Source organism: Frateuria sp. GZRe12 (assembly GCF_051900535.1).
In the GTDB taxonomy this organism is placed as follows: Bacteria; Pseudomonadota; Gammaproteobacteria; order Xanthomonadales; family Rhodanobacteraceae; genus Frateuria_A.
In genome coordinates this window covers 103362-115274 of record NZ_JBHZGI010000008.1, presented here as the reverse complement: position 1 = coordinate 115274, position 11913 = coordinate 103362, and the positions used below count along the sequence as shown (strand labels likewise).

The window sequence follows — 11913 nt, the reverse complement described above, 5'->3', positions numbered from 1 at the left end:
TGCCCTGTTGCCTGTCAGGCAGCGGCCGTCGCCCGCCGCGCGAGGCCTTCCTCATCCATCGCTGCCTGCACCGCCGGCCGCTCGAGCATGCGGTGCTGGAACGCCTGGATCGCCGGGAAGTCGGACAGGTCCAGATCCACGTGGCGTGCCCAGTTGGTCACGGTGAACAGGTAGGCATCGGCCGCGGTGAAGCGCTCGCCGAGCAGCCACGGGTGCGTCGCCAACGCGCTCTCCAGCAACGCATAGCGCTTGCGCAGGTAGTCCTTGCGCTCCTGCCGCGTGGCCTCGGGCGTGTCGGGCTTGAACAGCGGGCTGTAGGACTTGTGGATCTCGGAGTTGATGTAGCCCAGCACTTCCTGCAGGCGGTAGCGCGCCAGCGTGCCGGTGGCGGGCGCCAGGCCCGAGGCGGGCTTGAGGTCGGCCAGGTACTGCACGATCGCCGGGCCTTCGGTCAGCAGCTGGCCGTCGTCCAGTTCCAGCGCGGGAACGTAGCCCTTGGGGTTGATCGCCAGGAAGTCTGCGCCGTCCTCGGTGCGCTTGGTCTTGCCGTCGACCTTCACCAGCTGAACATCGATGCCGGCCTCGCGCGCGACGATGTGCGGGGAAAGCGAGCAGGCGCCGGGCATGTAGTAGAGCTTCATGGATGACTCTCCGTTGTGGGGGTGGGACGTCCTTGGACGTGCCGCGCATCCTAGCCGCATGAAGTTACTGTTGGATACCACCTAACCGTGGATTAGTGCCAGAATGTGGTATCCCCACGGTTACCGAGACACCCTCATGGGCCTGCCCGTACGCAAGAGCAAAGTCGTCGCGCCGCCGCCGGCGTGTCCGCTGACCGAGAGCCTGACGCTGCTGCGCGGGGCATGGGCGCCCAACGTGATCTGGTACCTGAGCGCCGAACCGCGCCGCTTTGGCGAACTGCGCCACGACATCCCGCGCATCTCCGCGCGCGTGCTGAGCGCGCGGCTGCGCGAACTGGAATCGCGCGGGCTGGTGACCAGGCGCGTGCTCGATACCTCGCCGCCGTCGGCCGAATACGCGCTCACGCCACTGGGGCGCGAACTGCTGCCGGCGATCGAGGCGCTGGCGCACGTGGGGCGCAAGTTGATCGACCAGTGGGAATCGGGAGCACGCAGCGGCGGCGCCCGGACACGGAGCCGCCGCGCTGCCTGACTGGGCTGCTTCTCCCCTCCGGGAGAGGGCTCAAGCAAACACGGGGCGTTCAAGCTCCCCTCCGGGGAGAGGGTTGGGGTGAGGGGGCGGCTCTCGCGGGCAACTCACTTCCTGCCGAGCCCTGATCCGCTGTTCCCGCATGTGCAACCGGTCGGGCGAGCCCGGCCCCTCACCCTGCCCTCTCCCCGGAGGGGCGAGGGTTCAAGCAAACAGCACGGCAGCGTTTCCAGTTTTCTCTCCTCCGAGAGAGAGTTCAGGCAAACGCGCGCGTCAGGTGACTTCGCTGCGCCGATCCGGCCTCAGGCGGCCGTGGCCTTTGCGGCCAGCGAAGAACCTGCCGTCTCCACTTCATCCGAGCCTTCGTTGACGCCCTCGAACAGGAAGGTGGACAGGTACCGCTCGCCGGTGTCCGGCAACATCGCCAGCAGCACCGAGCCCTCCGGCGCGTCCTTGGCCGCCTGCAACGCAGCCGCCAGCGTCGCGCCGGAAGACAGGCCCACGAAGATGCCCTCCTGCTCCGCCAGCTTGCGCGAGGTGTCGCGGGCGAGCGTGTCGTCCACCGGCAAGATCTCGTCGACTACCTTGCGATTGAGCACGCCGGGGACGAAGTCGGGCGTCCAGCCCTGGATCTTGTGCGGCTGCCATTCCTTGCCCGACAGCAAAGCGGCTCCAGCCGGCTCGCTGGCGATGATCTTCACTTCCGGCCGCGCGACCTTGAGCACTTCGCCGACGCCGGTCAGCGTGCCGCCAGTGCCCCAGCCGGTCACGAAGTAATCGAGCCGGCGTCCGGCGAAGTCGCGCAGGATCTCGGCCGCGGTCGTGCTTCGGTGGTACGCCGGGTTGGCCGGGTTCTCGAACTGGCTGGCGAGGAACCAGCCGTACTTCTTCGCCAGCTCGGCGGCCTTCTCCACCATGCCGGTGCCGCGCGCGGCAGCGGGGGTCAACAGGACCTTGCCGCCATAGGCGCGGATCAGCTTGCGTCGCTCGATCGAGAAGGTCTCGGTCATCACCGCCACGAACGGATAGCCGCGCGCGGCGCACACCGCCGCCAGCGCCACGCCGGTGTTGCCGGAGGTCGCCTCGATGACGGTCTGGCCGGGCTTGAGCGTGCCGCGCTGCTCGGCATCCAGGATGATCGCCAGCGCCAGGCGATCCTTCACCGAGCCGGCCGGATTGAAGGCTTCCACCTTCACGTAGAGCTCGACGTTTTTTGGCGCGAGCCGGTGCAGCTTGACGATCGGCGTGTTGCCGATGGTGTCCAGGATGCTGTCGTAGATCATGGGTACGGACTCCCTAAGAGGTACCGGCGGATGCGCCGGCGATGGATTCATGCCTGGTGGAGCGCGGCGAGCACGCCGTCCTGGCGTGCCGGTTGGCGAGCGCGGGCCGCCGTGCCCGCCCCACCGATGTCGTCGATGCGCGCTCCCAGCGGAGGCGCGCCGAACCACGCCAGCGAGCCCGCCAGCGTGGCGACCTCGCCGAGTATCAGCAGCGCAGGTGAACGGACCGCATGGGCCATGGCGCGCTCGGCGAGCTGGGCCAGCGTGCCGGTGACGACGCGCTGGTCGGCACGCGAACCGTTTTCCACCAGGGCGAATGCAGTGGTTGGCTCGCGGCCGTGCTCGAGCAGCCGCGACTGCAGGGTGGCGAGCTCGCCGACTCCCATGTAGACGGCCAGCGTCTGCTTCTCCTGCGCCAGTGCGGCCCAGTCCAGCGCGTCGTGCGAAACCTGGCAGTGAGCGGTGAGCAGGCGCACCGACTGGGCGTGGTCGCGGTGGGTCAGCGGCACGCCGGCGTAGGCGGCGCAGGCGAGCGCCGCGGTGATGCCCGGAACCACCTCGTAGGGGATGCCGTGGGCGCGCAGGAACTCGAGCTCCTCGCCACCGCGCCCGAACACGAACGGGTCGCCGCCCTTGAGTCGCACGACGCGGCGGCCCTCGCGGGCGTGTTCGAGCATCAACGCGTGGATCTGTCGCTGGATGACGTGGTGGCAGCCTGCCTGCTTGCCGACCTCGATGCGCTCGGCATCGCGCCGTGCCAGCGCCAGGACGTCAGCGCTGACCAGGCGGTCGTGCAGGATCACGTCCGCCTCGTTGAGCGCGCGCAGGCCGCGCAGGGTCAGCAGGCCAAGATCGCCGGGACCGGCGCCGACCAGCACCACCGAACCCACGACCGCGTTCTCCTCGTCGGCCAGTGCGTTCTCCGCCGCTTGGCGCGCCTCGGCCTCGCGCCCCTGTCGCAGCAAGGTCGCCACCGGCCCGGAGAACAGCGTTTCGTAGAAGCGCCGTCGCGCGGCCGGTTGCGTGAAGCGCAGGCGGATGCGCGGACGCAGCCGCGCCGCCAGCGTGGCCAGCGCGCCCAGCGAATGATCCAGCAGGCTCTCCAGCCGCTCGCGCAGCAGGCGCGCCAGCATCGGCGCCTGGCCGCCGCTGGAAATGGCGATGGTCAGTGGCGCGCGGTCGATCACGGCGGGCACGTGGAAGCTGGACAGCTGCGCATCGTCCACGACGTTGACGAACAACCGCCGCAGCCCCGCCAGTTCCGCGATCACATCGTTGGTTGCCCGATCGGACGTGGCCGCGACGACCAGCCAGACGCGATCGAGCCAGGTCTCGCGGAAGGGCTCCGGCCGATGGGCGAGACTGCCCTGCTCCACCCACCGACGCAGCAGCGGTGTCAGCTCGGGCGCATTGACCGTCACCCGCGCGCCGGCCTCCAGCAAGGCAGCCACCTTGCGCTCGGCCACGGCGCCCCCACCGACCACCAGGACCGCGCGGTGCGAAAGGTCGGCAAACAGCGGATAGAGCTTCAATGGGACGCCCTGCGTGGAAAGTCCGACCACGCTAGGCGGGCGCTCCGGAGGCGACAAATGATTTGTGGCCGACCGCATATGCCTTCACGGCATGTCGACCGCGGCGCCGGCCACATTTCCTTGACACGGCACACCATTGGACGTATAGACGTCCAAATATGTTCATCGAACGGCAGCCAACACGCGATCACGACGACCAAGCCCGACACAGGCCGGGGCGATGTATCCCGTGATTCGTGCGCATTTACCGCCCCTGCCGATCGAACACGGATAACCCGCCATGACCCTCGTCCAACTCCGCTGCCTGGTCGCGATCGCCGACGCCGGGCTCAACATCACCCTCGCTGCCGAACGCGTGCACGCGACCCAGCCCGGCCTCAGCAAGCAGCTCAAGCAGCTCGAGGACGAACTCGGCTTCATGCTGTTCGTGCGCAAGGGCAAGAGCCTCGATGCGGTTACCCACGCCGGCCGCCAGGTGCTCGAACGCGCGCGGGTGATCCTGGCCGAGGCGGCCAATATCCGCTCGATCGCCGCGAACCTGCGCAACGAGGCGCACGGCGAACTGCGCATCGCCACCACCCACACCCAGGCGCGCTTCGCCCTGCCCGCCTCGATCGCGGCGCTTAACCACGCCTACCCGCAGGTGAGCGTGCACCTGCAGCCGGGCCAGGATGCCGACGTGCTGGCCCAGCTCGAAAGCGGCCGGGTGGACATGGCCGTCATCAGCACGGCCGGTGCGCCGCCATCCATCGGCATCGCCCTGCCCGCCTACCGATGGCATCGCGTGGTCGTCGCGCCGACGGGCCACGCCCTGGCGAGGCGCGCCCTGCCGCCCACGCTGGCCGAACTCGCCGCCGAGCCGCTGATCAGCTACGACTCCTCGGTCAAGCCGGAGTCTTCGCTGCGGCGGGTATTCGAAACCGCCGGCCTGGTGCCGCAGATCGCGATGACCGCCGGCGACGCGGATCTGATCAAGACCTACGTACGCGCGGGGCTGGGCATCGGCGTGCTGGCGGAGATGGCGATGCTTGCCGCCGACGCGGACCTGCGCGTGCTGCCGGCCGACCACCTGTTCCCGCAATGCACGACGTGGATCGTGTTGCGGCGGGAGGCGGTGGTGCGCGAATTCGTGCTGGAGTTCATCGGGCGGTTCGCGCCGCATCTCGACCGGCGGGACGTGGTGCGCGTGCTGGCCGGCGACGAGGTGTCGGGCGAATGGCCGCAGGCGCCGCACTGGCGCGAGCGGGCAGTGGCGCTTCCGGACGCTGCCTGAGGCGGCGGCTGCCCTATGCTGCTGCTCCCTTGCGGGAGAGGGTTGGGGTGAGCGGCCGTGGCTCGTGGGTGCATCCACAAGAGCACTTTCTTGCATGTCGTTCTTGCGGGGATCTGCGGCGACTGGGCTCGCCTGCGGCGGGCTTTCGATCGCCTGCCGGCGCTCGAGTCACTTTTCTTTGCTGGCCCAAAGAAAAGTAACCAAAAGAAACGGCCTGCTAAGCCCGGTGAGGGATAAGAGCTAGGTGCCACCTCGCCTTGATGGGTGGGTCTCTTGCTCTTAGAGGAGCTGCCGCCGCTTTACCGCGGGCGCTCGGGAGTTGGGGCAAGGGAGGGTTTGCGGCGGCATGGAGCTGCTACCGACTTGCCGGTCAAGAGCGGTCGGTGTTCTGACGCCCGAACGGTCTACAGATCAGCGGAATGGATAGGCTACGAAGGAAACCGTTCTTCCGTTTGGTGATCGCGAGCCCTATTTCAAGCAATGGCGAGCGCTCGCTGAGCGAGAGAGTCACCCGAGCCCCGCACTACCAAACCGCTGAATACCTCCCTCGCCTCAACTCCCGAGCGCCCGCGGTAAAGCGGCGGCAGCTCCTCTAAGAGCGAGCGGCTCACCCATCAAGGCGAGGTGGCACCTAGCTTTTTAGCCACCCCGGGCCTAGCAGGCCATTTCTTTTGGTTACTTTTCTTTGGGCCCGCAAAGAAAAGTGACCCGAGCGCCGTCAGGCGATCGGAAGCCCGCGGCAGGCGAGCCAAGTCGCGGAAGATCCCCGCAAGTACGACATGCCAGGCAACACTGCTTTAGCGGACGTAACGGCGTCGCGCCAAGGCACCAGCGAACAGGCCAACACCGAAGGCCACGTAGACCGCCGCGATCGACCTGCGGCTGATGTGCCGTTCGAAACCGGGCCGGAATCTCGGCGGCGTGATCGTGTAATCGACCACGCAGGCGGCCGCCGCCACCGCACCGGCACGGGCGGCCATTACGCGCGGGGGCGCGGGCCGGCGCAGGCACCAGGCTTCGTAGATGCCCGCCCACAGCAGCGAGCTGGCGTGGTGCACCAGGTAACCCACGGCCGTGTAGCGCCAGCTCGGCCGGACGTGCCTCTTGGCGCGTCGTCCCCAGAACCACTGGCTCGCCGCGTTCACGCCGGCAAACGGCGCGCGCGCTTCGCATGCACTACACGCCGCCACCACCACGCTCGACAGCATCGCGGCGGCGGCGCCGCTGAGGTTGGTGCGGGCGATCCATGAGGGTTTCAGGCGCGCGGGCGGCGTGGGCATGAAGGAAGCCTCCGGAGGGGACAGGACGCGCCTGCGCGTGCTGGTGCTGGGCGCCGACGGATTGATTGGTCGTGCCGTATGCGACGCGTTGCAGGCGGCCGGCCATCGCCCCGTGCGTGGCATCCGGCACAGGCAGGGTAGCGGTGGCGCGGGTGTAGGCCATGTCGAAATGGACTTCGCCCACGACACCCACCAGGCCGACTGGCTGCCACGTCTCCGGGGTATCGATGCGGTGGTGAACGCCGTGGGCATCTTCGCCGAGCATGGCGCGCAGACGTTCCGGCGCATCCACACGCAAACGCCGCGCGCGCTGTTCGCGGCGTGCCGCGCGGCGGGCATCACGCGCGCCGTGCAGATTTCCGCGCTGGGCGCCGACGAGCACGCCACCAGCCGCTTCCATCGCAGCAAGCGCGCCGGCGATGCCGCGCTGCACGCGATGGTCCCGACCGGCACGGTGCTGCAGCCGTCGCTGGTGTTCGGCCCGACCGGCGCGAGCAGCCGGATGCTGATGCTGCTCTCCTGGCTGCCGCTGGCGGTGCTGCCCGGAAGCGGGCGCCAACGCATCCAGCCGATCCACGTCGACGACATCGCGGCGCTGGTGGTGCGGCTGCTGGAAGATGACGCGCGCCCGCGCAGCCTCGCCGCGGTGGGGCCGCAGCCGCTCTCGCTGGCGCGCTATCTGTCGGTGCTGCGCCATGCACTCGGTGGCGGGCGGCTGCGCGTGCTCGGCATCCCCACCGCCTGGCTGGCGCGCTTCGGGCGCCTGGGCGGGCACTGGGTGGATCGCGAGGCGCTGGCGATGCTCGATCGGGGCAACACGGCCGACGCCGCGCCCGCCACGCACTGGCTCGGCCATCCGCCACGGCCTCCACGGCTGTTCCTTTCGCGTGCCGAGGCGGCGGACATGCGCGTGCTGCTCGCCTGGCGCGTCTGGTCACTCGTGGGGCGTGCCGCCGTCGCACTGGTGTGGCTGGTGACGGCCGCGCTTTCGCTGGGCGTGTACCCGGTGGCGGGCAGCATGGCTTTGCTCGCCCAGGTCGGGCTGCATGGCCCGATGGCCTCGGCCGCGCTCTATGGCGGCGCGCTGCTCGACCTTGCGCTCGGCATCGCCACGCTGGCGCTGCGCGGCCGCGCGCTGCGGCTGGCCTACCTGGCGCAGGTCGCGCTCATCCTTTCCTACACGGCCATCATCACCGTTGCCCTGCCGTCGTTCTGGCTGCATCCCTTCGGGCCGATCCTGAAGAACCTGCCGATGCTGGCGTTGATCGGCGCCCTGTACGCTACCGAGCGGCGCTGATGGACTACCTCATCGTCAAATGGCTGCACGTGCTGTCCTCGACGCTGCTGTTCGGCACCGGCATCGGCACGGCGTTCTACCTGCTGGTGGTCAGCCTGCATCGCGACGTGCGCGTGGTGGCGGTAGTGGCGCGCTACGTGGTGATCGCCGACTGGCTGTTCACCGCGACCACGGTCGTGTTCCAGCCTGCGAGCGGCTTCTGGATGGTGCACTGGGCGAAGATCCCGTGGCGCAGCGGCTGGGTCGGCTGGTCGACGCTGCTGTATGCGCTGGCGGTGGCGTGCTGGTTGCCGGTGGTGGTGTTGCAGGTGCGCATGCGCGACCTGGCGATCGAGGCGGCGGCCCGCGACCTGCCGTTGCCGCCGGGCTACTGGCGTGCCTTCCGGCTCTGGGTGGCGCTGGGGATCCCGGCCTTCTTCGCGTTCGTGGCGGTGTTCTACCTGATGGTGGTCAAGCCGCCGTTGTAGGGCCGCACCCTATGCGCGGCCGGGCACCGAGGCGGACGCGCACAGGGTGCGCTCCTGCAGGAAGCAGCTTTCCGAGATTCTATGAGGGGCGGGTTTTGCGCAGGGCGGTCAGGACGAGGCGTCGCTGCAGGCGCTCGGCGACTCGCCGCGGCGTTGCCAGCTGCATGCGTTCGAGCGCGGCGTCTTCGCCGGGCACCGGTTCGCCCGGCCGCAGGACGGCCTTCGCCAGCGCAAGGCGTCCGCGCCAGTTCGTGCCGCGCTCCTTCAGCCAACCCAGCGCCGGCACCAGCTGAAGTTCGACGTCGTCGAAGTCGCTGCCGAACGGGAACATCGGCAGCAACTGGGCACGCCCGAGCGGCGCCAGCGCCTGCTCCAGGCATTCCGGTCGGTGCCGGCGCCACGCCTCGGGAATGCGGAACCCCGGCGCGAGCTTGCCGTTCGCCTTGGCCTCGGCCGCCAGCGCGTCGAGGAAGCGCGCGTCGCAGATCGACAGCATCGCCTCGATGCACTCGCTGTCGCTCTTGCCGCGCAGGTCGGCGGCGCCGTACTCGGTGACCACGATGTCGCGCAGGTGGCGCGGGATCGTGGTGTGGCCATAGTCCCAGCGGATGTTGGTGCGCACCTCGCCGCCCTCGCGGCGGGTCGCGCGCAGCAACAGGATCGAGCGGCCGTCGTCCAGCTCGTGCGCCATCGCCACGAAGTTGTACTGGCCGCCGACACCGCTGACCACCTGGCCGTCCTCCAGCGCATCCGATACGGCGGCGCCCAGCAGCGTGGCCATCATGCAGGTGTTGAAGAAGCGCGCACCGCGCCGCTGCAGCGCGGCCAGCGGCTGATGGTCGCCATAGAGCTGGTTGACGTTGGAGACCGGGCACATGTCGATCGCATCCGGATCGGCCGCTTCGGTGGCATCGAGCCACTCGTACAGCTCGCGGCTGCCGAGGAAGAACGCGCCACGCAGGTAGTGCCCGCCCGGCGTGGCCGGATTGAGCCGCCCGGCCGCGGCGGCCTTCTCCAGCGCCATGTTGTCCCAGCTGCGACGCTTGAGGATGCCGCCGCGCGCCAGGTGCATGAAGCCGTCCATCACCATCTCGCTGGCGCCGTACACGCCGGCCTCGAACGGCTCCAGGCCGCCGATGCGCCGGGCCAGCGCCAGGGTCGGGCTCTCGCCATCGAGCGCGCGCAGGCCATCGCGCCAGGCGGCGTTGTCCTGCTGGCGCAGCAGCAGGCTGTGGACCAGCGCGTCCGACAGCGCACCGATGCCGATCTGCAGGCAGCCGCCATCCTTCACCAGCGCACTCGCGTTGAGGCCGATCGCGTATTCGGCCACGCCCACCGGCGTGCGCGGCAGGGCGAACAGCCGCGGCGACCGTGGCGGAGCCAGTTCCATGTCGAAGAAATCCGCCGCAACCTCCGCATGCCCGCTGAGGTAAGGCAGGTCCGGATGCACCACCGCCACGCACAGTGGCCGCGGCTTGCCGGCACGGGCGCACTGGGCGAGGAAATCGAGCGTGAGGTCCGGGTTGCAGGAGAGGCTGTAGCGCACGCCCTCCGGCGTTTCCCGCCGCGCCACCAGTTGCACCAGCAGGTTGACGTCCTGCGCGGCCAGGTCGCGCGCCACGTGGGTGTAGTTCTGGCTGATGTAGTCGCGCTGCGCCCGCGGCGCGTGCAACAGCGCGCCCGACTGCAGGTAGAACTCGTGCACGGCCACATTGGTGGGCAGCGCATGGCGCTGCTCGGCGAGGGCGTATTCGGGGTCCTCGTAGTCGGCCCCGAAATGCCGCTCCAGGAACGGCGCGAGGAAGCGCGCCTCCAGCCCCGGTTTCGGCCGCGGCCGGGTCAGCGAGAGCGCGGTATAGAGCCTCAGTGAGCGCGCCGGATCGGCCACGGTCAGCCGGTAAAGGGCGTTGAGCAGGCCATGCGGCTTGCCCAGCCCCAGCGGCGCGGCGACGCAAAGATGCGCCCCCAGCCGGTCGGCAATGAGCTGTGCGCAGGCGGCAGTGTCGTCGAGGCGCGGCGCGGGCGGCATGCCCGGATCATGGCAGATGGCGGGCGAGGCGCGCATCCGTCCCGCGACGTTCCGGGGACGGACCTTGCCCTAAACTCGCGGCCATGGCGACGATCCCGCTGATACCCTCCGCGCCCAGCCGCTTCCTGGCCGAACAGGCATTGAGCCGCGCCGCCGGCGCGCCGCTGATCGGTGGCAACGCGGCTGACCTGCTGATCGACGCCCAAGCGCATTTCGACGCCTGGCTGGCCGCGATCCGCGGCGCCCGCCAGCGCGTCCTGCTGGAAAACTACCTGATCAGCGACGACACGGTGGGCCGCGCCTTTCGCGATGCGCTGGTCGAACGCGCGCGGGCCGGCGTGATGGTCGCGGTGGTCTGCGACTGGCTCGGCTGCCTGGGCCAGTCCGGATACGCGTTCTGGCAACCGCTGCGCCGGGCCGGCGGCGAGGTGCGGGTGTTCAACCCGCCGCAGCTGGGCAAGCCGTTCGGGTGGATCACCCGCGACCACCGCAAGTTGCTGGTGGTCGACGGTCACCTGGGCTTCCTCTCTGGCGTGTGCATCAGTGCGCGCTGGCTGGGCAACGCCAAGCGCGGCGTGCCGCCGTGGCGGGACACCGGCGTGGTGCTGCGCGGCCCGGCCGTGGGCGAGCTGGAGCAGGCCTTCGCGCAAAGCTGGGCGAGCATGGGTAAGCCCCTCACGCTGCCGCCCCCGGACAACAAGGCCGCCGGCGAGACCGCCCTGCGCGTGATCGCCACGCAGCCGTCCACCGCCGGCATGTACCGGCTCGACCAGCAGGTCGCCGCGATGGCGCGGCGCACCCTGTGGATCACCGACGCCTACTTCGTCGGCATGGCGCCGTATGTGCAGGCGCTCGCCTCGGCCGCGCGCGACGGCGTGGACGTGCGGCTGCTGGTGCCGGGCACCAGCGATATCCCGCTGGTCGCGGGCATGTCCCGCTCGGGCTACCGGCCGTTGCTCAAGGCCGGCATCCGCGTGTTCGAGTGGAACGGCTCGATGCTGCACGCCAAGACCGCGGTGGCCGACGACCAGTGGGCGCGCGTGGGTTCGTCCAACCTCAACATCGCCAGCTGGCTGGGCAACCGCGAGATCGACGTGGCGGTGGAGGACACCGGCTTCGCCCGGCAACTGGCCGAGCAGTACGAGCGGGACCTGACCAATGCCACCGAGATCGTGCTGGCGCCGCGCCGGCGTCGGCCGCACATCGCAAGGGTGGAGAGCACCACCGAGCGTCCGCCACGCCCCAAGCGCCCGGGCGGCAGCACCAGCCGCGCCGCGGCCGGCGCGCTGCGTATCGCCAACACCGTCGGCGCGGTGTTGACCGACCGCCGGGTGCTCGGCGATACCGAGCGCGGTCCCCTGCTCGTCGGCATCGTCGTGCTGACCGTGCTGGCGGTGGTGGCGATCGCCTGGCCCAAGGCCCTGAGCTGGCCGATCGCCGCCTTTTCGGTCTGGTTCGCGTTCAACCTGGCGATTCGCCTGTGGCGGCTGCGCCGCCGGAAGTAGCCCGGCTCCTTTCCGGCCCAGGGAACCGCGCCATAACCTGATGGAAGGTCTTCAAATCGTCGCCCAAGCGCATGTTC

Annotated in this window: 10 protein-coding genes; 5 read left to right on the top strand and 5 right to left on the bottom strand. The window is 69.8% G+C overall.

All coding sequences use genetic code 11. The features are described from left to right. Positions 1-14: 14 nt before the first annotated feature. Positions 15-641 carry a glutathione transferase GstA gene (gene gstA / locus ACFWZ4_RS15850; RefSeq protein WP_439705630.1) on the bottom strand — a complete coding sequence of 209 codons (627 nt, stop codon included), beginning with the start codon at positions 639-641 and terminating at the stop codon, positions 15-17. Positions 642-777: 136 nt separating this feature from the next. On the opposite strand from gstA, the gene ACFWZ4_RS15845 reads away from it, so the two are divergent. Next, the gene (locus tag ACFWZ4_RS15845; RefSeq protein WP_439705629.1) at positions 778-1173 is read left to right on the top strand and encodes a winged helix-turn-helix transcriptional regulator; all 396 of its coding nucleotides are present in this window, start codon (positions 778-780) and stop codon (positions 1171-1173) included. A gap of 299 nt (positions 1174-1472) precedes the next feature. Here the strand turns inward: ACFWZ4_RS15845 and cysK are convergent, their stop codons facing one another. Both cysK and cysG read right to left on the bottom strand, forming a co-directional pair. Next, positions 1473-2453 carry a cysteine synthase A gene (cysK, locus tag ACFWZ4_RS15840; RefSeq protein ID WP_439705628.1) on the bottom strand — a complete coding sequence of 327 codons (981 nt, stop codon included), beginning with the start codon at positions 2451-2453 and terminating at the stop codon, positions 1473-1475. 47 nt (positions 2454-2500) lie between these two features. Continuing rightward, entirely contained in the window at positions 2501-3985 is a 1485-nt protein-coding gene (gene cysG / locus ACFWZ4_RS15835) for a siroheme synthase CysG (protein ID WP_439705643.1), read from the bottom strand. Between the two features lie 280 nt (positions 3986-4265). Here cysG and ACFWZ4_RS15830 point away from each other — a divergent pair, with 280 nt between their 5' ends. Next, a complete protein-coding gene (locus ACFWZ4_RS15830) occupies positions 4266-5258 on the top strand; it encodes a LysR substrate-binding domain-containing protein (protein ID WP_439705627.1) in 993 nt (330 codons plus the stop codon). Positions 5259-6055: 797 nt separating this feature from the next. Here the strand turns inward: ACFWZ4_RS15830 and ACFWZ4_RS15825 are convergent. Further along, on the bottom strand, positions 6056-6538 hold the full coding sequence (locus ACFWZ4_RS15825; RefSeq protein ID WP_439705626.1) for a hypothetical protein: 483 nt from the start codon (positions 6536-6538) through the stop codon (positions 6056-6058). Between ACFWZ4_RS15825 and ACFWZ4_RS15820 the strand changes: the two genes are divergently transcribed. Both ACFWZ4_RS15820 and ACFWZ4_RS15815 read left to right on the top strand, forming a co-directional pair. Further along, complete coding sequence (locus ACFWZ4_RS15820) at positions 6537-7835, top strand: SDR family oxidoreductase (protein WP_439705625.1); 1299 nt, start codon at positions 6537-6539, stop codon at positions 7833-7835. The two genes, ACFWZ4_RS15825 and ACFWZ4_RS15820, sit on opposite strands and share 2 nt — an antisense overlap. Beyond that, on the top strand, positions 7835-8302 hold the full coding sequence (locus ACFWZ4_RS15815; RefSeq protein ID WP_439705624.1) for a DUF2269 family protein: 468 nt from the start codon (positions 7835-7837) through the stop codon (positions 8300-8302). Before ACFWZ4_RS15820 ends, ACFWZ4_RS15815 begins: the two co-directional genes overlap by 1 nt. Before the next feature lie 79 nt (positions 8303-8381). Here the strand turns inward: ACFWZ4_RS15815 and ACFWZ4_RS15810 are convergent, their stop codons facing one another. Next, positions 8382-10331: an acetyl-CoA hydrolase/transferase C-terminal domain-containing protein gene (locus tag ACFWZ4_RS15810; RefSeq protein ID WP_439705623.1), complete on the bottom strand. Its 1950-nt coding sequence runs from the start codon at positions 10329-10331 to the stop codon at positions 8382-8384. An 83-nt stretch (positions 10332-10414) separates the two neighbouring features. Here ACFWZ4_RS15810 and ACFWZ4_RS15805 point away from each other — a divergent pair, with 83 nt between their 5' ends. Then, positions 10415-11836 carry a phospholipase D-like domain-containing protein gene (locus tag ACFWZ4_RS15805; protein WP_439705622.1) on the top strand — a complete coding sequence of 474 codons (1422 nt, stop codon included), beginning with the start codon at positions 10415-10417 and terminating at the stop codon, positions 11834-11836. The last annotated feature ends 77 nt before the right edge of the window (positions 11837-11913 follow it).

Bases quoted from the DNA above. Each gene is read 5' to 3' on its own strand.
- gstA (WP_439705630.1), bottom strand. From the start codon at position 641: ATGAAGCTCTACTACATGCCCGGCGCCTGCTCGCTTTCCCCGCACATC.
- ACFWZ4_RS15845 (WP_439705629.1), top strand. From the start codon at position 778: ATGGGCCTGCCCGTACGCAAGAGCAAAGTCGTCGCGCCGCCGCCGGCG.
- cysK (WP_439705628.1), bottom strand. From the start codon at position 2,453: ATGATCTACGACAGCATCCTGGACACCATCGGCAACACGCCGATCGTC.
- ACFWZ4_RS15830 (WP_439705627.1), top strand. From the start codon at position 4,266: ATGACCCTCGTCCAACTCCGCTGCCTGGTCGCGATCGCCGACGCCGGG.
- ACFWZ4_RS15820 (WP_439705625.1), top strand. From the start codon at position 6,537: ATGAAGGAAGCCTCCGGAGGGGACAGGACGCGCCTGCGCGTGCTGGTG.
- ACFWZ4_RS15825 (WP_439705626.1), bottom strand. From the start codon at position 6,538: ATGCCCACGCCGCCCGCGCGCCTGAAACCCTCATGGATCGCCCGCACC.
- ACFWZ4_RS15815 (WP_439705624.1), top strand. From the start codon at position 7,835: ATGGACTACCTCATCGTCAAATGGCTGCACGTGCTGTCCTCGACGCTG.
- ACFWZ4_RS15810 (WP_439705623.1), bottom strand. From the start codon at position 10,331: ATGCCGCCCGCGCCGCGCCTCGACGACACTGCCGCCTGCGCACAGCTC.
- ACFWZ4_RS15805 (WP_439705622.1), top strand. From the start codon at position 10,415: ATGGCGACGATCCCGCTGATACCCTCCGCGCCCAGCCGCTTCCTGGCC.